Here is a 26,200-nt window from a genome sequence, read left to right on the forward strand (position 1 = left end):
TTAATCTTTGGTGTAGTAAACGCCGGGTATCCAGCTTTTGTGGATTTTGGCGGTTTGTTCGAAATCCTGGGTGGTTTCATCCAGATAACGAAAGTTGACGAAGCCAATGCGAATATCGTCGTCGTGACGCAAAGCGGCGGGTTCGGGTAGTCGCTTCTCATTCAGGAAGGTACCGTTAGTGCTGCCCAGGTCGGTCAGTTGATAGAAACCGCCCTGTTCGTTGTCGGCCTTGACCCACTCAATGCGGGCATGGCGGCCAGACACAGCGCGGTCTTCGATTTGGATGTCGTTGTCGGCAGCGCGGCCAATCGACACATCCTGGCCGTTCAATGCGACCTTGTGTTGAACCACCTCATTGTTGACCTGCATAAGGATGGGCATGTTCGTACTCCAATCTGCTCTAGGACCTGCAGTCCTCTTTTTTGGCTTGTCCGCAAAGCGGCAATCCGTTATAGGTTACCATTAGTACCGGCCGACGTTGATATATAGCTAACAAATGACTCAGCAATCCGCAGCGGAACAGATTAGTAGGCGTTCAATGGTTTTGCGGTCCCTGTTGAGCTGGCCACTGGCTCTGCTTTTGGCCGTCACCCTGTTAATGGTTGGTTTCCCCGGCGGTCCGTTATTGGACCAAAGCTGGTTGCGATTGACCACTGCCTGGTCCTGGCAATCTTCCGCTCCGCCGCCACGCTATACGCTTGATCCTGCCAATGTGCCCGATGGCAGCCTGGTGGTCTGGCCGTCCGGCTGGAAACTGGGACCGGTTTCCGGCCCGATGATGACGCCGCAACAGGGACTGAGTGCTGACTGGCCCGTCTGGGCCTCGGCTTTAATTTTACCAACCTTGCCCTCGGTCTCGGCTGGCCCGGCACTCACGCCCTTCGATCTCTACTGGCAGCCAGCGCAACATGGCTATAAATCACTGGTCTATCACAGCGGCGACCGCTTGCTGGTGGATGCCCAACTGACGCTGCTGGATGATGCCGACTGGCGTTATCAACCCGGCCAGTTGCTGATCAATTCGGATCGGCAATTTCCGGTGAACTGGCAGGGTGCCGTTTTGCTGGCTGACTTTGCCGTGCCGGAACCCGAATTTGAATCGCTAACCGCTGCGCCCTTGCCCAAAATCGCTCAGCGCGATGGGCCAGGACTCGCGGCCGTTCGTGAACACTGGGCGCTGCAGCAAGGTTTCTACTTATATACGCCGTTTTGGCTGGCACTGCTGGCGGCCTTTGCGATGGCCTTGCCTTGGCTTTTACCGCGTTATCTGGCTCGACCTTTGTGGGCGGGACCATTAATAGCAGTGGCCTGGATTGGGTTAAACATAGCCCTGGCGGTCACGCTGCGCTGGTGGTTGCCGCTGTGGTATCCGCTGGTGTCGATGTTATTGGCGGTGCTGTGGCATCGTCGGCTGCAACGCAGCGAAGCAAAACGGGAAGCGTTGCTGGCGGAATACCAGACGCTGGCATTGAATTGGCTGCGGCACTTGCTGGACGACGGCAAAACCGAAGCGGGCCAACGGTTTCTCAACAGTTCTGCCAATCTGGCGTTCGATCCTGAGCTGACTTATGAATTGGGTATGGGCTTCGAGAAGAAACGGCAGTATGAGCAAGCGCTGGCGTGCTATGAACGATTGCATCGATTTGCTCCGGGTTACCGAGATACCGACCAGCGACTGACTCAACTGAAACCGTTGAGTGACCCGAACCAGACCTTGGTAATTGGCGGCGGCAACAGTACGACTCGGCCCATAGCGACGGTTGCCGGAATGCAGGCGCCGGAAATTGGTCGTTATCGCATTCTGGGTGAATTGGGTCGTGGCGCCATGGGCGTGGTTTATGAAGCTGAAGATCCACGCATCAGTCGCCGGGTGGCGTTGAAGGTGGTGCAGTTGGATACGCTGGCGATGGAGGAGGCCGACTCGGTCAAACAGCGTTTTTTCCAGGAAGCTCAGGCCGCTGGCCGGTTGAATCATCCCAACATCGTGACCGTTTATGACGTTGGGGAAGAGCGCGAACTGGCCTATATCGCCATGGACCGGTTAACGGGCCAGTCGTTGTCTGAGCGGTTGGAACGTAAACCGGGTCCGGCGCTGGCAACGCTGTGCGACTGGATGGCTCAGGCCGCCGATGCACTGGATTTTGCCCACCGCAACGACATCATTCATCGCGATATCAAGCCCGCGAACCTCTACATTGATGAAGCGGCTGGCAAGCTGACAGTGACCGATTTCGGCGTTGCCCGCATTACTGGTATGCATCAGACCCAAACCGGTGTGGTGCTGGGCAGCCCGTCCTTTATGTCGCCCGAGCAGATCCGCGGCGAGTCATTGACGGGCGCCTCGGATATCTTCAGTCTGGGTGTAACGCTCTACCAGGCGTTATGCGGTCACCTTCCTTTCAGCGGCGATACCCTTCCGGGTCTGGCGTACGCCATCACTCAAACTCAACAGGAGAGCCCCCGCAAGCATAACCCTGAAGTACCGGTTGCCTTGGTGCGTATCGTCAACAAGGCACTGAAGAAGAATCCCGACGAGCGTTACGCTTCGGCGGGTGAGATGGCGCAGGCCTTACGCAAGTGGGCCGGCGCCGAGTAGGGCGCGGTAAACAGACCGCGGCCCACTGTTCATCAGGAGTCGCTATGCAGCCAACCCTTTCAGACCCAGCGGACAGAAAGATCTACGTCCTCGACACCAACGTCCTGATCCACGATCCCAACTCCGTTTTTAATTTCGAAGAGCACCAGGTGCTCATCCCCATGGTCGTGCTTGAAGAGCTCGACAAACTCAAGATTGGCAACACCGCCATTGCCGCCGACGCCCGTCAGGCGGTGCGCACCATCGACGCCATTCTGGGTCCTGCCAGCCCGACGGAAATTATGGCGGGTGTCGATATTCATCGTGTAATTCCCGGTGGCCCCTTGGGAACGCTGACCATTCTGATGCCAATTGAAGAAGCGCCGGCAACCTTATCGACGCAGATTAACGACAACCGCATCATCAATGATCTGCTGGCATTACAGGCGAAAAGACCGGACTACAAAGTCATCCTGGTCACCAAAGACATCAATATGCGCTTGAAGGCGCGCGGCAGTGGCCTGGAGTCTGAGGATTATCACAACGATCAGTTGATCACCGACATCGACAGCCTGACCAGCGGTTACCACCATATCGAAGGCAGTTTCTGGGAAAAACTGGATGCCATGGCGCCGCAGACCGTCAACGGCGAACGTGAGCACAGCGTCGATAGAGGGGTGATGGAAGAGCTGCTTGGCGCAGCGTTTTTCGTCAATCAGTTTTTCTTCGATGACCGCGAATTTGCTGGCCGGATTTTGTCTGACGATGGCACTCGGGTGCGTTTGGAACTGCTCAATACCGGTTCCTTGATGCGCCAAAAAGCCTGGGGTCTGGCGCCGCGCGATCTGTATCAGGCCATGGCCATGCATCTGCTGTTTGATCCGGACATCGACCTGGTTGCACTCAATGGCGCCGCCGGCAGTGGCAAAACCATACTGGCGCTGGCCTGTGCGCTGGAGCAAACCATGGAGACCAAGCTCTACAAACGCATTATCGCTACCCGTTCCACGCGCGGACTGGACGAAGACATCGGCTTTCTGCCGGGCACCGAAGCGGAGAAAATGCAGCCCTGGCTGGGTGCCTTTACCGATAACTTAGAGGCGCTGCATGCCGAGGATTTCGATCCGTCCAGCAGTCAGCACTTTGTCGGCGCCAAGGTGCCGTTGCAGTTTAAAAGCCTGAACTTTGTGCGCGGGCGCAGCTTCCAGCAGAGCATCATGATTGTCGATGAAGCCCAGAACCTGACGCCGCATCAGATCAAAACCATCGTGACGCGGGCAGGCCAGGGCACCAAGGTAATTTGCCTGGGTAACCTGGCGCAGATCGATACGCCTTATCTGGGGCCGACCAGTTCAGGGCTGACCTTTATGAGTGAGCGTTTCAAAGGCTTTGCTCATGCCGGCACGATCACCCTGAAAGGCGTGGCCCGCAGTCGTCTGGCGGCCTATGCGGAGTCGCACCTGTAATAACTGGACGTTCAGGGCGCGCTTTGACTATGCTGGAAACCAAGGATGGTTTCGCAGTCGAAGAGACTTTGCGCCCTGGATGGCTGGACGTATGATGTCAGTAAGTTATCAGGGGGAAGAGCTGTGATTCAGGTGGTCGTTGTCGATGATCATGATCTGGTCCGGATGGGACTGGTGCGGTTACTCGAGGATATCGAGGGACTGAACGTGATTGCCGAAGCGGCCAGCGGCGAAGAAGCCGTGCGTCTGGCCAAAGAACTGGCGCCGGATGTCATCCTGATGGACGTGCGCATGCCCGGTTTGGGTGGCCTCGAAGCCACTCGCAAAATTTACCGCCTGTATCCCGAAATCCGCGTCATCGCCGTTACCGCCTGTGGCGAAGATCCATTTCCCTCCCGTTTACTGCAAGCCGGCGCCGCTGGTTACCTGACCAAAGACGCGTCCACCGACGAAATGGTGCGCGCCATTCGCACTGTCAATGCCGGCCAGAAATACCTCTCGCCGAAGGTCGCTCAGGAGCTGGCGTTGCGAAACCTGAGCGGTAAGGTATCGCCCTTTGCGGAACTGTCCGATCGGGAAATGCAGATCACTACGCTGATCTGTTCGTGCAAAAAGGTCCAGGAAATTTCCGATCAACTCTGTTTGAGTCCCAAAACCGTCAACACCTACCGCTACCGCATTTTCGAAAAGCTGGGCATTTCCAGTGATGTGGAATTGACGCATTTAGCGATCCGTCATGGTCTGTTGGAACCGCAGGAAATGATATAGTAGCGGCATGGAAGACACCGCAACCCCCTTCGATCACAAAGCCTATCTTAAGCACCTGACCATCAGACCCGGCGTTTATCGCATGTTCGATGCCGAGGGCACCTTGCTGTATGTGGGCAAAGCCAAGAACCTGAAGAATCGGGTTTCCAGCTATTTCCGTGGCCGCGGCCTAAACAACAAAACCCTCGCCCTGGTGGCGCGCATTGCGCGCATCGAAACCACCGTAACGCACAGCGAAACCGAAGCTCTGTTGCTGGAACAGACGCTGATCAAGCAACACCGGCCGCAGTACAATATTCTGCTGGTCGACGATAAGTCCTATCCCTATATCAAGCTGACCACTGGTGGCGATTGGCCCGGTTTGTACGTACATCGCGGTGCGCGCAAGGGCAGTTCGGAATACTTCGGACCCTACCCAAGTGCCGGAGCCGTGCGCGAAAGCCTGGCGATTTTGCAGAAGGCGTTCAAGGTTCGCCAATGCGAAGACAGCGTTTTTCAAAACCGGCAGCGGCCCTGTTTGCAGTATCAGATCAACCGCTGCAAGGCGCCTTGCGTCGGCTTCGTTTCCAAAGAGGAATACCAGGCCGATCTGGAGAAAACGCGGACTTTTTTACAAGGCCGTAATCAGAGCCTGATCGATACCCTTGAAGTGGAAATGGATGCTGCCAGTGCCGACCTGAACTTCGAAGCCGCAGCAGAAGTGCGCGATCAATTGCTCTATTTGCGCAAAGTGCAGGAGCAGCAATTTGTTTCGTCCGATCGCGGCGATGTCGATGTGTTTGCGTTGGAAGCCAGCGAAGCCGGACTGTGTGTGCATTACCTGATGATTCGCCAGGGGCGTTTGCTGGGCAGCCAGAGTTTCTTTCCCAAGCCGGGTATCGATGAAGAACCGGCCCAGATCATGATGAGTTTTCTGGCTCAGTATTATCTCGGTCGCACCCGTGATGATTGTCCGCAAACTATCCTGCTGAACACGCCGGTGACCGAAAAAGACTGGCTGGAAAAAGCCCTGGCCGAACAGTTTGGTCGCAAAGTCAGTTTGTCGTCATCGGTGCGTGGCCGCAATGCGCGCTGGGTGGAACTGGCGCAGACCAATGCGCGAGAACAACTGCAGCATCGCATCAGTCAGAAACAACAAATTGTGCAGCGCTTTGCCGCCCTGCAGGAAGTGTTGAAACTGGAAGCGGCGCCCGAGCGCATGGAATGCTTTGATATTTCCCACAGCTCTGGCGAGGCGACGACGGCGTCGTGCGTGGTCTTCGATCAGAACGGACCGAATAAATCCTTGTATCGTAAGTTCAATATCGAGGGCGTAGCGGCTGGCGATGATTACGCGGCCATGTCGCAAGCCATTCAACGTCGTTATAGCCGCCTGCAAAAAGAAGCGGCGCGGCTGCCCGACTTATTGATCGTGGACGGCGGCAAAGGCCAGATGAAAATGGCGCGCGAAGTCATGAATGAACTGGGGTTAAGCATTCCATTGCTGGGTGTCGCCAAGGGTGAAACGCGCAAACCAGGCATGGAAACCCTGTTTTATGAAACGCCTGACCGGGTGATTCAACTGCCCAATCACAGCCCGGCGCTGCATCTGATTCAACACATTCGCGATGAAGCACATCGCTTTGCCATCACCAGCCATCGCGGCCGGCGTGGCAAGGCGCGTCTGGGTTCCATTCTGGACGACATTCCCAGTGTGGGTGCAACACGCCGTAAAGCACTGATCCGTCATTTTGGCAGTGCTCAGGGCGTAAAAGCCGCCAGCGCCGCCGAGATTGCCCGGGTAAAAGGTATTTCCAAGGCGCTGGCCGACAGCATCTATGACCATCTGCATTCAAGTTAAACAGGGGTAATAGTGACGAAGGTGACTTTACAGCTCGCCGTGAAGCTGAAATCCTTGCAGCCTTTCGCACAAGCCATAAGTCGTCGGTACAAAGCCGACCAGCCTGACTAAGGGTCGTTATGAACATTCCCAATCTTCTGACGCTGTTTCGCATCATCATGATTCCGGTATGCGTCGGTATTTATTACTTGCCCTATGGCTGGGCCTATATGGTCGCTGCTGCAGTTTTTACCGCGGCTGCAGTGACCGACTGGTTTGATGGCTACCTGGCACGCCGCCTTGGCCAGATGACACCTTTCGGCGCCTTTCTTGATCCTGTTGCCGACAAACTGATCGTCGCTGCCGCTTTGGTGGCTCTGGTGGAAACCCACGGCAACATCTGGATGACGCTGCCCTCCATCGTCATTATCGGCCGCGAGATCGTTATTTCTGCTTTGCGTGAATGGATGGCTGAACTGGGCAAACGCGCCAGTGTCGCCGTCAACATGCTGGGCAAGGTAAAGACCACGCTGCAGATGATTGCCATCGTCGTTTTGCTCAGCCAGAACCCCGCAGCCCATACCAGCCTATCGACCCTGGGTCTGATTGCCTTGCAAGTCTCAGCGGTACTGACGCTCTGGTCGATGGTCGTCTACCTGCGCGCCGCCTGGAGCGAGCTTAAGCCAAGCGCCGGCTGAAACAGCCTTGATGGCTAAGTGCTTAAATTAAAAGGAAAATTATTGACCGGGCCCATCCCAGCCCTTAGAATTCGCCGTCGTTGTCTGGGTTGGTTAATGCAGGCAACGGATAGTATTGCGGGAATAGCTCAGTGGGTGAGGCCCGATGTATTCCGAAGCACTGCTTCGGATCGGAGCTGAACGACTTGGATCCAATATCCGACGTCGGAAGAGCACAACCTTGACCGAGGTTGGGGCTGGGCGCGTAGCCTCGCGAGTTCTCGCGACCCGATAGAGGGTCAGATACAACCAGTTTTTGCGGGAATAGCTCAGTGGTAGAGCACAACCTTGCCAAGGTTGGGGTCGCGAGTTCGAATCTCGTTTCCCGCTCCAAAAAATCCCATCTCGGTGGGTAAGTAAGCAAAGCAACAACGCGCTTACTTTTTGAACCTTCGGGTTCTAAGGCTGGATGGCAGAGTGGTCATGCAGCGGACTGCAACTCCGCGTACGCCGGTTCGATTCCGACTCCAGCCTCCATTTCTTCCTGCTCTTATGCAGGAAACCAACGGTCCAACCCTGGGATCGTTCCCTGGCAAGTTTTAGACGCCCGGATGGTGAAACTGGTAGACACAAGGGACTTAAAATCCCTCGGCCATTGCGGCCGTGCCGGTTCGATTCCGGCTCCGGGCACCATTTAAATCAATTTAAGCGAATCGAAATATCACCCATCCGCCCGGTGACAAACCGCCTCAATATTGTTCCCGTCCGGATCAAGCACAAAGGCGCCGTAGTAATGCTCGTGATAGGTCGGTCGTAACCCCGGCTCGCCATTATCGACACCACCGCCTTTAAGGGCCGCTTTATAGAAGGTACCAACCTGGTTTCGGTCTGATGCACAAAAGGCCAGGTGTCTGGGGGTGTAGGCTTGTTTCACTTCGATGATCCAGAAGTTGGGCTGACCTTCTGGGCCATAGGCGCACATGCGTTGGGTGGGGAAGTCGGTGTTCCATTCGGCAACGAATTCCATTTGCACCGAATAGCCCAAGGCGGCCAGGGCTTGATCGTAAAAGGTTTTAGTGGCTTCGAAGTCAGTGGCGTAGGTGCTGAGATGATCGAACATCCTTGGTCTCCATTGGCTATTTAGTTGTTGTTACTGTGATTACATTTCGCTGCCAATCTCCAGCAGGATGCCAGCCGGGGTTCTGACATAAGAGACGATCTGGCCCCAGGGCTTTTGTTGCGGTGCTTTTATTTCTTGAGCGCCTTCGGCGAGTGCCGCCTGATGAGTCGAATCAATATCGTCGCAGATTAGCGCGACCTCTATGCCCAGTGGTAACTCTGAGGTGGTGCCGTTGATGTAGCCATCCGGCAGGTTGGTGGCGCCCAGGCTGTGTTTGGCGAATGCCAGCGTGGTGGTGCCGGTATCCAGTTCGCCGTAGTCACCACTGTCATCAATGAACTTTCTATTCATGCCGAAAGCGCGCTCGAAAAACTCGACGCTGGCGATGACATCATCGACATAAGCGATGGTGTAACCGAATTTAACCATGCTGCAGCTCCTCTTGAATGAACCAGTCGGTTAAAGCGCTAACGCCAATTGATGAGTGGTTTCGCGCTCTGGTTGTACTGTGGCTTGCGCATGACCCAATTGGCGGAAAACAAAGGTCTGGGTGTTGCCAGCCATGGATGCCTGCTTCAGTACTTCGCGACGCAGGTCATTGAATTCACCGTGCGGCGGCCATGCTAAAACAGTGCTGCTCAGGCCATTGGCCAGTGCTTCTTCCAGCGTTTTCCAGTAGTCACTGACTGAGCGGGTATGCGCCACTCGAACCTTAGCAGTATCGACGCCGGCACGTTTTAATGCCCCATTGTTTGGCAGGCAAGGTGGGGCGATAAAGGTGATCCAGCGTTCCTGTTGCTGGCTCAGGTTAGCCAGTGTCGGCACCAGCAAGTGCAGCTGATTCAGACCGCCGTGATGGCAAAAGATCTCAGTAAAGGTGCCTTCCGGCTGCGTTGTTTTTGCTTCGCGACGCAGCTGCGCAACGGGCTTGCGCGCCGGAGTGCGCCAAAACTGCGGGTTTTGCATTGCCTGGTCGGTGTTGTTCAGGGCGTGCATGGTCGGCTCCTTCACTGTTCAAACATACAGTAACTGTATTTATATACAGTAAAAATACTGGCGTCAAACGATTTGATGAAAAACGTTTGAAGGCGTTTAAATCAGTCGGAGTGTTTGGCAAGTAAGACGGCGCCCAGGGCAGGCGCCGCCTGGCTAAAGCGGATGTTTAGCGCTGTTGGAACAGGGCGGTCTGGTTGAAGGCACTCTGGTAGTGAACACTGAACGTATCGAGCATCGACAGGGCGGTCTCGGCTTCACGTTCGCTGCGGCAGGCAAAAGCGTTAACGCCGCAGCGTGACATGTAGTCGACCTGGTCAGGCAGGAAATCGCCGATGGCGCGGATCTCTCCCTGGTAACCCAGGCGGTCGCGCAGCAGCCGCGCTTTCGAGAAGCTGCGGCCGTCGGCGAATTTGGGGAAGTGCAGGGCGATCAATTCTACCGTGTCGAGCAGGTCGGCAACGTCATCGGCCATTTGTTCGTCGTTCAGCCAAATACCGACACGTGCTGGCAAGTTACCGGCTTCGCTCAGTTCCAGGTAGCGTTGCAGCGGTAAAATAGTAGCTGCAGTAGAAGACACTTTGGCGCTGTCGTCTTCGACCAACAGCCAGGCATCGTCGGTGATCAGCGCGCCGTTCTTAATGAGATTTTGCATAGACGCGCTCCTTGAACGGATCCAGACCAATGCGTTCGACCGTGTCGACGAAGGCTTCTTCGGGCTGGCGGTTTTCGGTGTATACCTGGATGACTTTGTCGACGACAGCCGGAATGTCTTCGGCGTTGAACGATGGGCCGAGAATTTTACCGATACGCGCATTCTGACCGGAGTCGCCACCGAGCGATACCTGATAGAACTCCTGGCCTTTCTTGTCGACACCCAGGATGCCGATGTTGCCGATGTGGTGATGACCACAGGCGTTCATGCAGCCGGAAATGTTCAAATCCAGATCGCCCAGGTCGTAGAGGTAATCCAGGTCGTCAAACTGCGCCTGGATGGATTCAGCGATGGGGATGGATTTGGCGTTGGCCAGGGCGCAGTAGTCGCCGCCCGGGCAGCAGATGACGTCGGTCAGGGTGCCGATGTTGGCGGTGGCAAAACCCACCAGCTTGGCGGCTTCCCACAATTCAAGCAGTTGATCCTGACGGACGTCGGCCAGAATCAGGTTCTGTTCGTGGCTGACGCGCAATTCGCCGAAGGAAAACTGATCGGCCAGGTGAGCAACGCTGCGCATCTGGTCGGCGGTGCAATCGCCCGGGGCGTAGCCGAGTTTCTTGATCGACAGCGTGACCGCAGCGTAACCCGGCTTTTTATGCAGATAGACGTTGCGATCGAGCCATTGCGCAAAGCCGGGGTGATCGGCTTTTTGCTGCGCCAGAATGGCATCGGCGTCGGCCAGGTCTTCATAAGCCGGGTCGACAAAGTGCTCGGAGACGCGCTCGATTTCGGCATCGGTCAGTGTCGCCGGGCCGTCTTTCAGGTGCGCCCACTCGGCTTCAACCTTGTCGCGGAAGGCTTCAACACCCAGCGCTTTCACCAGAATTTTGATGCGCGCTTTGTATTTGTTGTCGCGCCGGCCCAGCAGGTTATAGACGCGCAAAATCGCTTCCAGATAGCTCAGCAGATGTTTGCCTGGCAGGAAGTCACGAACTTCCTGTCCCACCAGCGGCGTGCGGCCAAGACCACCACCCACAAATACCTTAAAGCCCAGTTCGCCGGCGTCGTTACGCACCAGCTCCAGGCCGATATCGTGAAAACGCACCGCAGCTCGATCGCTGCTGGTGCTGCCGTTAACGGCGATTTTGAACTTGCGCGGCAGGAAGGCGAATTCCGGATGCAGCGTCGACCACTGACGAATCAGCTCGCACCAGGGGCGCGGATCGGCAATTTCATCGCGCAGTACGCCAGCGAACTGATCGGTGGTGGTGTTGCGAATGCAGTTACCGGAGGTCTGGATAGCATGCATCTGGACTTTGGCCAGGCCAGCCAGAATGTCGGGCACGTCTTCCAGCGCTGGCCAGTTGAACTGGATATTCTGGCGCGTGGTGAAATGGCCGTAGCCTTTATCATAGGTTTCAGTCAGCTCGGCCAGCTTACGCAGCTTGGTGGAATCGAGCAGACCATAGGGGATGGCGATGCGCAGCATGGGCGCATGGCGCTGAATATAGAGGCCGTTTTGCAGGCGCAGTGGCAGGAATTCGTCGTCGGCCAGCTGGCCGTCGAGATAACGCTCAGTTTGTTCACGGAACTGAGCGACGCGTTCATCGACCACTTTCTGGTCGAACGAGTCGTAAACGTACATCAAGGCAACCTGTATCGGTTTGGTGAAGGTTGGGCGCTACTCTAACGAAGTTTACTTATTCCAGGAATGATTTAATTTTCATAATTTGAGTTCATACCGTTATATGCTGGCGCTTGAACCCAAGCCACTTACAGAGTTAAATGACCGCCGTAGACGGCAGTTCTTGCAGTCGTATTGGCCCTCGCGGCAGGTAGAACAACAATAACAGGAGGACAAACCATGGCCAGCAAGAAAGTTGGAATGAGTGACGCCCAGGCAGACGCCATTGCGGCGGTGGTCATCGTAGTGACCGTTGTCGTTGCTGCTATATATTGGGTGGCGACGGCAGCTTGAAGGTTGTTGTCGATGATAATCCACTCAAGCGGATTTGAATTGTATCTGGGTCGGCCGTGAAGCCGACCTGAAAAAGGGCCATCATGGCCCTTTTTCTTTGCCCTTGGCTAGGGAGCCAAAGTGCGCACCAGCAGGATCAGCGCCAGTACGAATAAGGCGGTCATTAAGATGCCGCCAATGATAAACGGCCAGATGCTGGTCGAGTGGAAGTCGCTGATTCTGTTTTTATCGCTTTGCACGCCGACCAGTCCTGCCAACAAACTCAACACCAGCCGCCATAACCGCCCCAGTCGACCCTCAGCCCGAGGCGTTCGATTTTCCACCATCTTTTTTCTCCTGCTTCGTTTCGGTGTCACTTTCACCATTGCGACCCCAGTCGTCAAAAGGCGACACCAATGCGCCAGCGTACTGGCGAGTGTTTGTCTATGCTAGAGAATAAGGCCGTCTACCCTGACGGCACAACGATTGCCAGCAACCCGTTTGGACTGCGCATAACAACAACCTACAGAGGCCAACAATGACCACCACCCTGTCACCTCGACGGATTGAGTTACTCGACACCCTCTATGCCCGTTTAACGCCTCATTTTCCCAAAGACAAGCAGGCCGATCTGAAGATTCTGATCGACCATCTGTTCCAGCATGCCTCCATGCAGGATCTGGCCAGTTACGACACCACCGACCTGGCCGGCATGGTGGTGTCGCTGTGGCGAACTCTGCAGCAGCATGAAGGTGGTCAACAACGTGTCGATGTTTTCAATCCGAATGTTGAGGAAAACGAGTGGCAGTCACCGCATACCATCGTTACGGTATTGTATGAAGACGTGCCTTTTATCATCGATTCCGTGCGGCTGACGTTGAACCGTCTGGACGCCAATATCCACACCATCTTCCATGCCAGTCTGGGCGTTGCCCGGTCGAAAGACGGCCGCTTTGAAGGTTTCGACAAAGCACAGCCGCGTGAGCTGTTGTTGTGCATTGAAGTCGATCGAACGACGGTGGCGGCTGAGCGCGATGACATCGCCAAGGCGCTCAACTCAGTGGTGGAAGAGGTTAAGCGGGTGATTGCTGATTACCCGAATATTTTGCAGAAGACCGAAGACGCTATCGCCGACTTCCATCATAAAAAATACCCGGTCGATCAAGACGAGTTGGATGAAGCCGAAGTGTTTATGAAGTGGTTGGCGGATAACCACTTTACCTTCCTGGCTTACGACGAATACGAAATAGAAGAGGGTAAGGTTAAGCAAGTCGAAGGCAGTGCGCTGGGTCTGTTTCGTCAGAGCAATAAACGACGCGAAGAGTTTATCGATGAGATGACCGAGCAGCGTCGTCATCATGTGTTTGAGAAGGAACTGCTGATTTTTTCCAAGTCCGGACGTCGCTCCAATGTGCATCGGCCGGCGTATTCTGACTATGTATTGGTCAAACGTTTTAACGACAAGGGCGAGGTTGTCGGTGGTCGTCGCTTTCTCGGCCTTTACACCTCTACTGTCTATAACGGTTCACCCGATACCATTCCCGTGGTACGTCGGAAAATTGAGCAGGTTCTGGAACAAAGTGGTTTTGCCAAAGGTGGGCATAACTATAAAGAACTGGCGGCCATCCTGTTTACCTTCCCGCGCGATGAGTTGATTCAGGCGTCCATCGATACACTGTTAAACATGACCTTGGATGTACTGGCCATTCAGGAGCGCAAACGCATTCGCCTGCTGTTACGTCGCGATATTTATGGCAAATTCCTGACCGCCATTGTGTATGTTCCGCGTGATATTTTTAACTCTCAATTGCGTCAGCAAATTCATGACATGCTGGCTGAACAATTTGATATTGAAGGTTCGGATTTTACCACCTTTTTTAGCGAATCTGTGCTAGCGCGAACGCGTTTGGTATTCAAGCTTAAGCATCCCATTGAAGGTGAATTGCCAACCGAAGCGTTGGAGAAACGTATCTTCCAGATTGCTCGTCGCTGGACCGATGAGCTGCAGCAGGTTTTGGTGGAGAACTTTGGCGAAGAGCAGGGCATTCAACTGCATCAGCGCTATCACCAAGCCTTCCCCGCCAGTTACCGAGAGCAGTACAGCCCAAGAGTGGCGGTCGCTGATATTCAGCGGATGGAGTCGCTGAACAAGAAAAATGCTGAACCTATCGCCCTGAGTTTTTATCGCGCCATGGAGCCCACCGGCAGCGAATTAAAACTGAAAATTTTCAAAAAAGGCGAAGCGCTGCTGCTGTCAGAGTTGATGCCGGTTTTGGAAAATCTGGGTTTGAAGGTTATCGATGAATATCCGTATGAAATCAATTATGGCGATAACGAGTGCACCTGGATCTACGATTTTTCCTTGCTCTATGAGCCTAACCCGCTGATTGATCCTGTTCAGTATCGTGAAGAATTTGCGCGCGCTTTTCTCAATATCTGGAATGGCCGTGCCGAAAGCGATTCTTACAATCAATTGATCCTTCGCGCCAAGCTTACCTGGCGCGAAGTGGCGATGTTGCGTGCCTACGCGCGCTATATGAAACAGATCCGTTTTGGTCTGTCGCAGGAATACATTGCCGATACGCTGATCAAGTACACCGACATTACTCAAAACCTGGTTGAACTGTTTTCAGCCCGTTTCAATCCAGACAAGCAGGAGAATGTGCATAAGGATCTTGATAAGTGGCAGGAAGCCATTAACGGCCAGTTGGATGCCGTCAATAATATCAACGAAGACCGTATCTTCCGGCGCTATGTTGAACTGATTAAAGCCACCTTGCGCACTAACTTCTATCAGCCGGGTGCCGATGGTCGGCGTAAGGATTATTTCAGTTTCAAACTGAACCCGGCAAAGATCAGCAACATTCCGTTGCCCAAACCGATGTTTGAGATTTTCGTCTATTCGCCGCGTATTGAAGGTGTGCACCTGCGCGGCGGTAAGGTGGCGCGTGGTGGCTTGCGCTGGTCCGATCGCATTGAGGATTTCCGTACCGAAGTGCTCGGTCTGGTAAAAGCTCAGCAGGTTAAGAATGCGGTAATCGTGCCGGTGGGTGCCAAGGGTGGCTTTGTTGCCAAGCAGTTGCCGGTCGATGGTGATCGCGAAGCCATTCAGGCGGAAGGTATTGCCAGTTATAAGACCTTTATTCGCGCTCTGCTCGATATTACCGACAATCTCAGCGAAGGCGAATTAGTACCGCCTCAGCACGTTGTACGTTACGACGAAGACGATCCCTATCTGGTTGTGGCTGCCGACAAGGGCACCGCAACCTTCTCGGACATCGCCAATGCCGAAGCCATTGATTACGGCTTCTGGCTCGGTGATGCGTTCGCATCTGGCGGCTCCAATGGTTACGACCACAAGAAAATGGGCATTACCGCTCGTGGCGCCTGGGTCAGTGTGCAACGTCATTTCCGCGAGTTGGGTATCGATGTTCAGAAAGACCCGATCAGCGTGGTGGGTATCGGCGATATGGCCGGCGATGTGTTCGGCAATGGTTTGTTGCGCTCCGAGTCGCTCAAGCTGGTTGGCGCCTTTAACCACTTGCACATTTTCGTTGATCCGGACCCGGATCCTGCCAAGAGTTTCGCTGAACGTCAGCGTCTGTTTGATTTGCCTCGTTCCAGTTGGGAAGACTACAACGCTGATTTGATATCCAAAGGCGGGGGGATTTTCAGTCGCAGCGCCAAATCGATTCCGGTCAGTAAGGAAATGAAAGCGCTGTTTGGCATCAGTAAGTCGAAAATCACGCCGAATGATCTGATCAGCGCCATGCTGACGGCGCCGGTGGATCTGTTGTGGAATGGTGGTATTGGCACCTATGTCAAAGCCAGCCACGAAAACCATGCTGACATTGGCGACAAGGCCAACGATTCGCTGCGCGTAGACGCCCGTGATCTGCAATGCAAGGTGATCGGCGAGGGTGGCAACCTGGGCTTTAGTCAGTTGGGCCGGGTGGAATTTAACCTGGGCGGCGGTCGCTGCTTTACCGACTTTATCGATAACGCCGGCGGCGTGGATTGCTCGGACCACGAAGTGAACATGAAAATCCTGCTCGACGACCTGGTCGCCAGTGGCGATCTGACCGTCAAGCAGCGCAACGATAATCTGTTCAAACTGACCGAAGACGTGTCCAAGCTGGTGCTGCGTAATAACTATCGCCAAAGCCAGGCGCTGGGTATTGCATACACCGAATCGTTCAAGCGCGTTGAGGAATATCGACGTCTGATCAATGCCTTGGTCAGTGCCGGTAAGTTGAATCGTGAACTGGAATTTTTGCCTTCCGATGAAGCGATCAGCGATCGCAAAGTCCAGGGCCAGGGTTTAACGCGGCCGGAATTGTCGGTGCTGATTTCCTACGTTAAAGGCGACTTAAAAGAGCAGTTGATCAAAGCCGATGTGGCTCAGGATGCCTACCTGGAAACGGCGGTTACCACCGTCTTCCCGGAAGCGATGCGTAAGAAGTTCGGCAAGGCCATGTACCAGCATCGTTTGCGCGGTGAGATTGTTGCCACTCAGGTGGCTAACGACATCTTCAACTACATGGGGATTTCCTATTTTAACCGGCTGCAGGAAAGCACCGGGGCGTCACCGCTGGAGGCGGCCAAAGCCTATGTTGCCGCGCGCGACATCTTTGGCATGCATAGCTTGTGGGACGAACTGGAAGCGCTTGATCATCAGATCGACACCGAGTTGCAAAGCAGTCTGATGTTGAAAACGGCGCGCATGGTGCGTCGCGGCAGTCGCTGGTTAGTGAAAAACTATCGCACCGGTATCGATATTCAGGCGGTGCTCGATCTGTATCAGCAACCCATTCAGAGCATGAGCGAGCAACTGGAAACCCTGTTGCCGGACGATCAAAAAGAAATCTGGTTGAGTGAATCGGCACAGTTGGTGGAGCAGGGTGTGCCGGAAGATCTGGCGCGTCGTGTCTGCGCCTCGGACATTCTCTATACCGCCTTGGGTGTGGTTGCTGTGGCACAAAGTCAGGAACGCGATCCGATGCAGGTGGCTCAGGGTTATTTCCGCGTCGGTGATGCGCTTGAATTGGACAGCTTTGCTGAGCAGGTCAACAGCCTCAGCGTTAATACCCACTGGCAGGCGATGGCGCGTGAGTCGTTCCGCGATGATCTGGAATGGCAACAGCGCCGTATCACCCAGGGTTTGTTCAGCCAGATTGGTAATGAATCGCTGGATGAGCTGGTCGATGACTGGCTGGAACGCAATCAGATTCTGGTCGAGCGCTGGCTGAAGATGATGAGCGAAATCCGCGCCGTCGGTGAACCGGAGTTCAGCATGTACAGCGTGGCCATTCGCGAACTGCTGGATCTGTCGCAGGCAACTATGCCGGAACTCTGAGCGGGTTCTGTGTGCAATGGTGCTTGCGCAGACAGTTGCTACGGGGATAATTGCCCCGAGCAACTGTCTGGGTTCTCGATGTCATGTCACAAACGCTGATCGTCGATCTTTATATTTCGGCCGATGACTATCTGCAGCATTATCAAGGCTCGGTTAGATACGTCTCCTGCGAGTCGCGTGACGGTCGTCGGGTGCAGTTTCCTTCCGGTATTCTGCAACGCTTTGTCACCCGTAATGGTGTTCGCGGCAGTTTCAGCCTGGAAGTCGACGACAATTTCAAACTGATCGGCATCCGCCGCATCGCCTAGTTTTCCCCAGCTGTTATACTGCCGGCCGTTTTCATCATGCCGGGAAAGCTGTTATGTACGACATCCTGCGTCCAGCCCTGTTCGCGCTCAGTCCTGAAACCAGCCATGACCTCAGTCTGGAGTCGTTGGGCGCTGCTCATCGCCTGGGACTAAGTCGCTTCTTTGGGAAGATGCCGGCCGGTGATCCGGTGTCGTTGTGGGGACTGGAGTTTGCCAACCCGGTTGGCCTGGCCGCGGGACTTGATAAAAATGGCGATTATCTGGATGCGCTGGGCGCGCTCGGTTTTGGCTTTGTCGAAGTGGGCACGGTGACGCCGCGTCCGCAAAGTGGCAACGAAAAACCGCGACTGTTTCGGCTGCCTGACAGCCAGGCGATCATCAATCGCATGGGCTTCAATAACAAAGGTGTCGATCATCTGGTTGAACGCGTTAAACGCAGTCGTTATGACGGCGTTGTCGGCATCAACATCGGTAAAAACAAAACCACAGCGGAAGACGATGCGCTCGAAGATTATCTCTACTGTCTGGACCGGGTTTATCCCTGGGCCGGTTATGTGGTCGTCAACCTGTCGTCACCCAATACACCCGGGCTGCGCAATTTGCAGTTTGGCGATGCGCTGAAAAAGCTGTTGAATGGTTTGCAGCAACGTCAGCAACAACTGGCCGCCCGGCATGGTTACAAACCCATCCTGATTAAGATTGCTCCGGATTTGAACGAAGCCGAAATCGATGCCATCGCCACGGTGTTTAATGAACACGAAGTTGATGGCGTGGTCGCAACCAATACCACCATCAGCCGCGAGGCGGTATCCGGTGAACGCCATGCAGAAGAAGCCGGTGGTTTGTCTGGTCAGCCGTTGTTCCAGTCGTCGACGGCAACCTTACGCAGCTTCCGACGCTATTTGAAACCGTCGATTCAGTTGATCGGGGTTGGTGGCATTTGCTACGGCGATGATGTCAAGGCCAAGCAAGAGGCAGGTGCCCGCCTGGTACAGCTATACAGTGGCTTTATTTACCGCGGGCCGAAGTTGATTCGTGAATGCATTGAAGCTTGGCAGGATGATTGAAATTGCAACGGCCAGCCACTAAAAAGCCGGCGTTGAGCCGGCTGTTGCTGCTAACGCCTGGGTGTGGCGTCAGTGGTGGATCAAAACTTCATTGAGGCGATGTATACCGCGCACGCCGGTTAATCCATCCCATTGATCACTGCGTCCTTCACGCCAACCGTTCATCCACTCCTGATGCAGTTCCGGTTTGCCACTGGGACATAAGGTTTTCGACCGACCTTCCAGTCCGGCCAGATAGCCTTTCTGGTAGGCTCGTTCACGGCGGTCACGCTTTTGTCGCTTCATAGATAGACCTCTCTTGCTGTCCATGGTGAAGTGGGGCCGATCGGAACAACCGACCCCGGTGAGGCTGCCTTCACTAGTGTTGTATCGAAAACTGTCCGGTCGTGTCGATGAACCATTCAGTCTAAAAACCGCCACACTTAGTGGCTACTGTAATAAAATAGTCATGCCCATCCAGTGGGGGGCTGTAGCCAGGTCTCAAAGCCTGTTCGAGCTTTCTTAAAGCGTTATCGTCTTAGTTCTATCCTTTTTAATAGAGAATCCGTCTAAAAATGAGCATCACCGAACCCGCGACATTTTGGGTGACTTGCCCCCAGGGCTTTCATCGACTACTGAAGCCTGAGATCACTCAAATCACCGGCCAGCCTGCGCTGGACTGGTCGCGTGGTCTGGCGTTCGAGGGTTCGCTGGCCGACGCCTATCGGCTCTGTTTATGGAGCCGCCTGGCCAACCGCGTCCATCTGGCGCTGGGACAGAGCGACAACGTCAGCCTGGATGGCTTGATGGCGCTAATCGACAGCGTCAACTGGGACCAGCACGTTCGCCCGGGCGGTACTCTGAGAGTGGATTTTCAAGGTCGAATGAGTGGCATTGATGATCCGCGTTACGGCGCGCAGAAAGTGAAAGATGTCATCGTCGACCAGATGCGCGATCGCCATGGCATCCGCCCCAGTGTTGAGCGCGACTCACCCGATATTGTTGTCTTTGTTCAGCTCGGCCGTCAGCGCATTGACTTGGGATTGGACTTGTCGGGCGATTCCTTGCATCGCCGGGGTTACCGGCAGGCGACTGGTCCGGCACCGCTGAAAGAAAACCTGGCGGCGGCTGTTTTGATGGCCGCTGACTGGCCCAAGCGAGCGGCGGCTGGCGAAGCCTTTATCGATCCACTCTGTGGTTCCGGCACCCTGGTGGTGGAAGCGGCAATGATTGCCGCCGATATGGCGCCGGGATTGATGCGACGTCGTTTCGGTTTCGACGGATGGCTCGGTCATGATCGTGGACTGTGGAATGAATTGCTCAGCGAGGCGCGCCAGCGTCGTCTCGATGGCGAAAGCCAGATGAGCCCGGTCTTGGGTTACGACGCCGATGGCGGTGTCGTCGCGCGGGCCAACGAGACGCTCGAGCGGTTGGGTTTGTCGCGTCAGGCGCGCTGTTATCACAAGCCATTGAACGATTGGACCAAACCGACACACTGGGCTTTACAGCCGGGCTTGGTGGCCTGTAACCCGCCCTATGGTGAGCGTCTGGGCAACAAGCCGCAGTTGCTGGCTTTGTACCGGCGTCTGGGTGAATTGGCACAAACCGAACTGGCCGACTGGACGGTGGGCATTCTGACGTCCGATACCGTTCTGGCGCGCGAGACCGGTTTGAAAGCCAGCGCCAAGGAGCGTTTCTTTAACGGTCGTCTGGAAACCCATCTGTATGTGTTCGCGCCGGATGAGCGTGAAGCCAGCAACCAGACGCCGGCAATGGTTGAGCAAGACAGCGCTTTGCGTAATCGCTTGCTCAAAAATCTCAAGCAACGGCGCAAGGCGTTGAAAGGCAAAGACATCGAAGCCTACCGACTGTACGACGCCGACTTACCCGAATTTGCGCTGGCTATCGACGTCTATGGCAACCAATACCACGTTCAGGAATATGCACCACCGCGCGAAATTCCCGAAGACAAAGCGCGCGCGCGTTTGCTGCATGCGTTGGCGGTGTTGGGTGAGGTCATGGACGCGCCGCCGGAAAACATCGTTTTGAAACAACGCCAGCGTCAGAAAGGTCGGACGCAATACGAACGCCAGGATGAAAGCGGTGACTTTTTTATCGTGCGTGAGGAAGGCGTCTTTCTGGAAGTTAATCTGCGCGATTATCTGGATACGGGCTTATTTTTGGACCATCGTCCAACCCGCCATTGGATTCAGCAGCAGGTCAAGGACAAGCGCTTTTTGAATCTGTTCTGTTACACCGGCGCGGTGACCGCCCATGCTTATGTTGGCGGTGCGGCGAGTACCACCAGTGTCGATTTATCGCGCACCTATTTAAATTGGGCGCGGGAAAATCTGCGCTTGAACGGCGGCGAACCCAACGCCCAACATCGTTTTATTCAGGCCGATTGTTTGCAATGGCTGGATGAGTGTCGTGAACAGTTCGATCTGATATTTCTCGATCCGCCGACCTTCAGTAACTCGGCTCGGATGAGCGATACGCTGGATGTTCAGCGTGATCAGGTGGCGTTGATTGATCGGGTTATGCGGGTGTTGTCACCGCAAGGTTTGTTGATTTTCTCTAACAACTTTCGCAAATTCCGACTCGAGCCGGAACTGTCAGAGCGCTATGCAGTGACTGAGAAAACATCCGTCTCTGTGCCGTTCGATTTTCAGCAAAAACGTCCGCACCAGTGTTGGCATTTACGCCATAAAGCGCATTAACTTTTGACGTTGTGAGCCGCCAGGACGACAAACTTCGGGTGGCTCGATTTTACCTCTACCTGCCTAAAATACCGCTTCAATCGCTGGTGGTAACCCAGGTGTCGATTACCGACTAACCAGAACTCGCCGTCTTTGGCGAGAGATTGGGCCGCGCTTTTGATCAGCTGTTCGGCGATGACGTCGGTGAGGCTGGTGTCTTGATGAAAGGGCGGGTTGCAGAGCACCAGTGGCAAGTTTTTTAAATCTAAATCCGTTAAACCGTTATTGTGAATCAGCTTGAGGCGTTCGCTCAGATTATTAGCCTCAGCACTGGCGCGAGCGGAGGCGATCGCTTGGGCACTTTCGTCAATGCCGATGGCTATCGCTGACGGATGATCTCGTAAATAACTCAACGCCAAAATGCCATTACCGCAGCCCAGATCCAAAACTCGATCGACATTGGGGAGTTGGGCGAAATGCTTCAGGAAAACGAGCGCACCCGGATCGGGTTTTTGCGCGCTGAAGCAACCGGGTTCGCTGATCAAGCTAAGGCCGTCATCGGTACGGCAGGGGTGTGCCTGAACCATCTCGGCTGATAGAGGTTCAGACAGTTCGACACAGCGTGCTTTTTTCTCGGCACGGCCGGGGTTGACCTGACCAAACCAGCGACGCATGGTTTTTTGATGCCCTTCGCTGAGATGTTTTACCATCCCCAATGCGTAGACTTTTCCGTTTGCTGTCAGGCGCTTTGTCAGTTGCCCCAGCTGCCAGTCGAACAGAGCAACCGACTTGGGTACCTGGATGATGGCGCAGCTTATGTGGTCTGGTAGTTCGTCGCTTGAATGAATCAGCTTGGGCAGGGCACGCTGGTTTCGTGCGCAGTTGTGTTGCAAGGCTTGTCGCGCCATGGCGCTGTCGTTCCACCAGGCACTGACGCGCTGATCCAGTGCCACGGCTAAACTGCCGAAGCTGTCGTTGATCAACAGAATGTTGTCGTCATCAGGCGCCACTCGCGACAGCACTAACTCGTCGGCAGCGTTCCAGGCTTGAAGCTGCGTATCAGCTGGTACGCGCTGCAAGCTGAAGGCGGAGAAGTTTTGCGCTAGGGAAGTTGGTGTCGTCACAATTTATGAGGAGTGTCAGTCATGGCGGAATCACAATCGATTTGGGCGCAACAGGAGATTCGCTTGCAACCGCGTGCGCGTGGCTTTCATTTAATTACCGATGAAATACTGGCAGCGATCCCTGAGTTAAAACAGGTGCGTGTCGGCTTGTTGCATCTGTTATTGCAGCATACTTCGGCGTCACTGACCATTAATGAAAACGCCGATCCCAGCGTGCGTACTGATTTTGAAACCGTCTTTAACAGTCTGATTAGTGAAGGCCGCAGCGACCTGATTCATACCTATGAAGGGGCTGACGATATGCCGGCGCATATTAAGTCTTCTTTATTAGGCGTTTCATTATGCCTGCCGGTTCGTGAGGGGTGTCTGGTGCTGGGAACCTGGCAGGGCATTTATCTGGGTGAGCATCGTAATGCAGGTGGTAGCCGTCGCCTTGTTGCCACACTTCAAGGGCAGAGCGACTAATAGGTCAGAACGGCTAGGCCCGGCTCAGCACTAACCCTGCTTCCATATGGTCGGTGTAGGGAAACTGGTCGAACAGAGCGGCGGCTTCGATGCGGTAGTCTGTCCCCAGGTCAGCCACGTTTTGCGCCAGCGTTTCCGGGTTGCAGGAAATGTAGATGATGCGCTCAAAACGTTTGGCCAGGGCGATGGTATCGGCGTCCAGACCGGAGCGCGGAGGATCGACTAAGAGCGTGCGGAAATCGTATTCGTCGATTTGCCATTCGCGCAGTCGGCGTGACTGTGTCTGGCCGAGCCAGGCTGCGGAGAAATCCTCGCTCGACATTCTGGCAATGCGCAGGTTGTCGACGCCATTAGCGGCGATATTGTGCTGTGCACTGTTGACCGACACCCGGGAGATTTCCGTTCCCAAAGCGCGCTGGAAGTTTTCTGCCAGCGGCAGGCTGAAGTTGCCGTTGCCACAATAGAGTTCCAGCAAGTCGCCTTCGCTGCCCTGGCTGTGTGTTTTGGCCCAGCTCACCATCTGCTCACACACGCCCGCATTGGGTTGGGTGAAGCTGTTTTCGTATTGTCGGAAATGATAGTCGCGGCCGAGAATATTCAGCCTTTCATTGACGTAATCTCGCTCCAATACCAGTCGCTGCTTACGCGCTCGGCCGATAACGGCGGCCTGCCATTGGTCCTGCCAATAACGGGCGCGCTCTTCCCAGTGCGCGTCCAGCTTGCGGTGATAGAGCAGGGTAATCAGTGCATCACCGGTCTGAGTGGTGAGAAATTCCACCTGAAACAGTTTGTGGCGTAGCGGCGGATCGCTCAGGACTGCGTCACGAACCTGCGGCATCAGCTCATTAATACGTTGACTGGCGACGGGGAATTCGTCGACTCGCAGCGGCGTCTTGGGGTCGGCCGGGTTGAACATGGCGTACCAGGCATCATCGCCGTCGTGCCAGAAACGAAATTCCGCGCGCATCCGGTAGTGGCTTGGCTGGGAAGCGAATATATCCAGCGCCGGAAGTGGGCGATCAGCGAATAAATCTTTCAGTCGATCCACCTTGGTGTCGAGCTGTTCCTGATAGTGATTGGGATCGAACGGAAAGGGCATGGAAGGTCCTCAAACAGTCGCGGCAGGCCATTCTATTCAGAGCAGGCCTGAGCTCTAATTTATACCGTTATCTTTTGTGGCAATTCTGGTGGTCATGAAGCTGGGCGTCATTATAATGCGGCCCTCAACGATTCAGGCGCTTTAGTTATGACCACCACCCCCAGCGCGGCCGACTGTCAGGTCATGCTCGAAGACATCCCCGATTTTCTGGGTAATGCTACACCGCAAGCCTGGATCGATTACGCTCTGACGCAGCTTCCGACGCTGTTGATTGACCACGCCCAGTGCGAAAAGAAAGCAGCTTCCACAGCGATGTCGATGATGTACAAGTATGTCGATCGGCGTGATTTGTTGTCGAAGATGAGTAAGCTGGCGCGCGAAGAGCTGGTTCACTTCGATCAGGTACTCAAGCTGATGGACAAGCGCGGCGTTGAGTACACCCATTTATCGGCAGGTCGTTACGCCGGAGCCTTGCACGATAGAGTGCGCAAGCCGGAGCCGCAGCGCTTGGTTGATCGATTGATCCTTGGCGCTTTTGTTGAAGCCCGTTCTTGCGAGCGCTTTGCGGCCTTGGTCCCCTGTCTGGACGAAGAGTTGGGACGCTTTTATGCCTCACTGCTTAAAAGCGAAGCGCGTCATTATCGTCACTATTTAGAGTTGGCGCGTTTGTACGCTCAGGAAGATATTCAACCGAGAATCGAAGCGTTCCGGGAACTAGAGGCCGAACTGATCGCAACGCCAGATACCATCTTCCGTTTCCACAGCGGTGTTCCGGCTTAAGCGGTTGTCTGGCTTGTTGCTTCCTTTATAGACAGCCCGGGTCCTTCCTCGATGCTAAAGCGGTGCAACTGCTGCTGGTTAACATCAAAGGACAAATACCAGCCGTGATGATGCCAGTCGCCTAACACGAGGCGCGGCTTGGTCATGCCATTTTCCAGTTTGTGCTGATGCCAGTCGGCTTTATGGGTATGGCCATGGACCAGACCGTCGACCTGTGTATCGGCTAACCACTGTTGCACGGCTGTTTCTGTGACATCGACATAACGCACAATATTCATTCGGTTACGTTGCTGGCTGTTACCGCGCAGATAATCTGCCAGCTTAATGCGCCAGGGTAGTGGCATACGACGTAGGGTGCCCAAGACCCAGGGGTGACGGATGACCTTGCGATAGCGCTGATAACCTTTGTCGTCGGTGCACAATTCATCGCCATGACTGAGCAGCCAGCGGAGGCTACCGAGTTCAACCAGGGTAGGGTCCGGTAGTAAGGTCGCACCGCAGCGCTGGGTATAGTCTTCGCCCATGGCAAAGTCGCGGTTGCCGACCATCAGGTGAATGTTCACAGATTGAGACAGGGCTCGCAGTCGCTCAGCGATGTCGAGATGGAAGGGCGTTGCTGCATCGTCGCCAACCCAGTACTCGAAGAAGTCACCGAGAATAAACAGCGCCTGGGTTTGACCAGGCAGCTGTTCCAGCAATTGAAAAAACGCCCGGGTAATGGCCGGGCGACTTTCCAATAAATGCAGATCGGAAATGATGACGGCCCGATCGTAGTGCAGCATCATCAATCCAGCAGTTTGGCTTTTTCGATGACGATGTCGTCAGCGGGGACATCGCTGTGGCCGGCGGCAAAGGTGGTGGGAACACCTTTGATGCGATTCACCACGTCCATGCCGTCAACGACCTTACCGAAGACAGCGTAACCCCAGCCTTCGGGTGTTTCGGCGCTGTGGTTCAGGAAGTTGTTGTCAGCCACATTGATAAAGAACTGGGCGCTGGCGGAATGCGGGTCCATGGTGCGAGCCATGGCAACAGTGCCGATGTCGTTCTTCAGACCATTATTGGCTTCGTTCTTGATCGGCTCACCAGTCGGGCGCTGTTTCATGCCCGGCTCAAAACCGCCGCCCTGAACCATGAAGTTGTTGATTACGCGATGGAAGATCACGCCATCGTAATGGCCTTCCTTAACGTAGTTAGCGAAGTTCTCGCTGGTCTTGGGTGCTTTTTCTGTGTCCAGCTCCAGGGTGATGTCGCCCAGAGTAGTGGTCAGCAATACTTTCACGGGATTACCTT

The 26,200-nt window shown here is 54.8% G+C and carries 23 protein-coding genes and 3 tRNA genes; 14 read left to right on the forward strand and 12 right to left on the reverse strand.

Annotated features, from left to right (window positions below):
- A complete protein-coding gene (locus ACXAE6_RS14225; RefSeq protein ID WP_475149637.1) occupies positions 1-381 on the reverse strand; it encodes an FHA domain-containing protein in 381 nt (126 codons plus the stop codon).
- A 199-nt stretch (positions 382-580) separates the two neighbouring features.
- Between ACXAE6_RS14225 and ACXAE6_RS14230 the strand changes: the two genes are divergently transcribed.
- From ACXAE6_RS14230 to ACXAE6_RS14265, 8 genes are all read left to right on the forward strand, one after another.
- The gene (locus ACXAE6_RS14230; protein ID WP_475149640.1) at positions 581-2,596 is read left to right on the forward strand and encodes a serine/threonine-protein kinase; all 2,016 of its coding nucleotides are present in this window, start codon (positions 581-583) and stop codon (positions 2,594-2,596) included.
- Positions 2,597-2,640: 44 nt separating this feature from the next.
- Positions 2,641-4,041, forward strand: coding sequence for a PhoH family protein (locus tag ACXAE6_RS14235; protein WP_475149643.1), 1,401 nt, complete (start codon positions 2,641-2,643; stop codon positions 4,039-4,041).
- A 123-nt stretch (positions 4,042-4,164) separates the two neighbouring features.
- The gene (uvrY, locus tag ACXAE6_RS14240; protein WP_475149645.1) at positions 4,165-4,809 is read left to right on the forward strand and encodes a UvrY/SirA/GacA family response regulator transcription factor; all 645 of its coding nucleotides are present in this window, start codon (positions 4,165-4,167) and stop codon (positions 4,807-4,809) included.
- Between the two features lie 7 nt (positions 4,810-4,816).
- Positions 4,817-6,649: an excinuclease ABC subunit UvrC gene (gene uvrC / locus ACXAE6_RS14245; RefSeq protein ID WP_475149649.1), complete on the forward strand. Its 1,833-nt coding sequence runs from the start codon at positions 4,817-4,819 to the stop codon at positions 6,647-6,649.
- Positions 6,650-6,768: 119 nt separating this feature from the next.
- The gene (gene pgsA / locus ACXAE6_RS14250; RefSeq protein WP_475149652.1) at positions 6,769-7,326 is read left to right on the forward strand and encodes a CDP-diacylglycerol--glycerol-3-phosphate 3-phosphatidyltransferase; all 558 of its coding nucleotides are present in this window, start codon (positions 6,769-6,771) and stop codon (positions 7,324-7,326) included.
- Positions 7,327-7,623: 297 nt separating this feature from the next.
- Positions 7,624-7,698: transfer RNA gene (locus tag ACXAE6_RS14255), tRNA-Gly, on the forward strand.
- Between the two features lie 70 nt (positions 7,699-7,768).
- Positions 7,769-7,842: transfer RNA gene (locus tag ACXAE6_RS14260), tRNA-Cys, on the forward strand.
- Positions 7,843-7,910: 68 nt separating this feature from the next.
- Positions 7,911-7,998: transfer RNA gene (locus ACXAE6_RS14265), tRNA-Leu, on the forward strand.
- 28 nt (positions 7,999-8,026) lie between these two features.
- Here ACXAE6_RS14265 and ACXAE6_RS14270 read toward each other — a convergent pair.
- The 6 genes from ACXAE6_RS14270 to ACXAE6_RS14295 form a co-directional block, all read right to left on the reverse strand.
- The gene (locus tag ACXAE6_RS14270) at positions 8,027-8,425 is read right to left on the reverse strand and encodes a VOC family protein (RefSeq protein WP_475149655.1); all 399 of its coding nucleotides are present in this window, start codon (positions 8,423-8,425) and stop codon (positions 8,027-8,029) included.
- 39 nt (positions 8,426-8,464) lie between these two features.
- Positions 8,465-8,854 (reverse strand): VOC family protein, encoded by a 390-nt coding sequence (locus ACXAE6_RS14275; protein ID WP_475149658.1) that lies wholly within the window; start codon positions 8,852-8,854, stop codon positions 8,465-8,467.
- Positions 8,855-8,884: 30 nt separating this feature from the next.
- Positions 8,885-9,421 (reverse strand): cell division inhibitor SulA, encoded by a 537-nt coding sequence (locus tag ACXAE6_RS14280; protein WP_475149662.1) that lies wholly within the window; start codon positions 9,419-9,421, stop codon positions 8,885-8,887.
- Positions 9,422-9,587: 166 nt separating this feature from the next.
- Positions 9,588-10,073, reverse strand: coding sequence for a DUF934 domain-containing protein (locus ACXAE6_RS14285; protein WP_475149667.1), 486 nt, complete (start codon positions 10,071-10,073; stop codon positions 9,588-9,590).
- Positions 10,057-11,718: a nitrite/sulfite reductase gene (locus ACXAE6_RS14290; RefSeq protein WP_475149668.1), complete on the reverse strand. Its 1,662-nt coding sequence runs from the start codon at positions 11,716-11,718 to the stop codon at positions 10,057-10,059. The genes ACXAE6_RS14285 and ACXAE6_RS14290 overlap by 17 nt, the downstream gene beginning before the upstream one ends.
- 440 nt (positions 11,719-12,158) lie before the next feature.
- Positions 12,159-12,377: a DUF2970 domain-containing protein gene (locus tag ACXAE6_RS14295; RefSeq protein WP_475149670.1), complete on the reverse strand. Its 219-nt coding sequence runs from the start codon at positions 12,375-12,377 to the stop codon at positions 12,159-12,161.
- A 191-nt stretch (positions 12,378-12,568) separates the two neighbouring features.
- Between ACXAE6_RS14295 and ACXAE6_RS14300 the strand changes: the two genes are divergently transcribed.
- From ACXAE6_RS14300 to ACXAE6_RS14310, 3 genes are read left to right on the forward strand one after another with little or no spacing between them, the layout of a single operon-like run.
- Complete coding sequence (locus ACXAE6_RS14300) at positions 12,569-17,386, forward strand: NAD-glutamate dehydrogenase (protein ID WP_475149672.1); 4,818 nt, start codon at positions 12,569-12,571, stop codon at positions 17,384-17,386.
- 50 nt (positions 17,387-17,436) lie between these two features.
- Positions 17,437-17,694, forward strand: coding sequence for a DUF2835 domain-containing protein (locus ACXAE6_RS14305; RefSeq protein ID WP_475149676.1), 258 nt, complete (start codon positions 17,437-17,439; stop codon positions 17,692-17,694).
- A 53-nt stretch (positions 17,695-17,747) separates the two neighbouring features.
- Positions 17,748-18,761, forward strand: coding sequence for a quinone-dependent dihydroorotate dehydrogenase (locus ACXAE6_RS14310; RefSeq protein ID WP_475149680.1), 1,014 nt, complete (start codon positions 17,748-17,750; stop codon positions 18,759-18,761).
- A 69-nt stretch (positions 18,762-18,830) separates the two neighbouring features.
- Here ACXAE6_RS14310 and rmf read toward each other — a convergent pair whose 3' ends face one another.
- Positions 18,831-19,046 (reverse strand): ribosome modulation factor, encoded by a 216-nt coding sequence (rmf, locus tag ACXAE6_RS14315; protein WP_392801347.1) that lies wholly within the window; start codon positions 19,044-19,046, stop codon positions 18,831-18,833.
- 269 nt (positions 19,047-19,315) lie between these two features.
- Between rmf and rlmKL the strand changes: the two genes are divergently transcribed.
- Entirely contained in the window at positions 19,316-21,460 is a 2,145-nt protein-coding gene (rlmKL, locus tag ACXAE6_RS14320; RefSeq protein WP_475149684.1) for a bifunctional 23S rRNA (guanine(2069)-N(7))-methyltransferase RlmK/23S rRNA (guanine(2445)-N(2))-methyltransferase RlmL, read from the forward strand.
- Here the strand turns inward: rlmKL and ACXAE6_RS14325 are convergent.
- Entirely contained in the window at positions 21,457-22,563 is a 1,107-nt protein-coding gene (locus tag ACXAE6_RS14325) for a class I SAM-dependent methyltransferase (RefSeq protein ID WP_475149687.1), read from the reverse strand. The genes rlmKL and ACXAE6_RS14325 overlap by 4 nt on opposite strands.
- Before the next feature lie 39 nt (positions 22,564-22,602).
- Here ACXAE6_RS14325 and ACXAE6_RS14330 point away from each other — a divergent pair, with 39 nt between their 5' ends.
- Positions 22,603-23,028, forward strand: a complete 426-nt coding sequence (locus tag ACXAE6_RS14330) for a secondary thiamine-phosphate synthase enzyme YjbQ (RefSeq protein ID WP_475151759.1) — start codon at positions 22,603-22,605, stop codon at positions 23,026-23,028.
- A 13-nt stretch (positions 23,029-23,041) separates the two neighbouring features.
- Here ACXAE6_RS14330 and trmA read toward each other — a convergent pair whose 3' ends face one another.
- Positions 23,042-24,127, reverse strand: coding sequence for a tRNA (uridine(54)-C5)-methyltransferase TrmA (gene trmA / locus ACXAE6_RS14335; RefSeq protein ID WP_475149690.1), 1,086 nt, complete (start codon positions 24,125-24,127; stop codon positions 23,042-23,044).
- A 147-nt stretch (positions 24,128-24,274) separates the two neighbouring features.
- On the opposite strand from trmA, the gene ACXAE6_RS14340 reads away from it, so the two are divergent.
- Positions 24,275-24,907 carry a MiaE family protein gene (locus tag ACXAE6_RS14340; protein WP_475149693.1) on the forward strand — a complete coding sequence of 211 codons (633 nt, stop codon included), beginning with the start codon at positions 24,275-24,277 and terminating at the stop codon, positions 24,905-24,907.
- Here the strand turns inward: ACXAE6_RS14340 and ACXAE6_RS14345 are convergent.
- Positions 24,904-25,689 (reverse strand): UDP-2,3-diacylglucosamine diphosphatase, encoded by a 786-nt coding sequence (locus tag ACXAE6_RS14345; protein WP_475149696.1) that lies wholly within the window; start codon positions 25,687-25,689, stop codon positions 24,904-24,906. The genes ACXAE6_RS14340 and ACXAE6_RS14345 overlap by 4 nt on opposite strands.
- Before the next feature lie 2 nt (positions 25,690-25,691).
- Positions 25,692-26,189, reverse strand: coding sequence for a peptidylprolyl isomerase (locus ACXAE6_RS14350; protein WP_392801332.1), 498 nt, complete (start codon positions 26,187-26,189; stop codon positions 25,692-25,694).
- Positions 26,190-26,200: the final 11 nt, after the last annotated feature.

It is taken from the genome of Saccharospirillum sp. ABV4_185 (assembly GCF_056159245.1).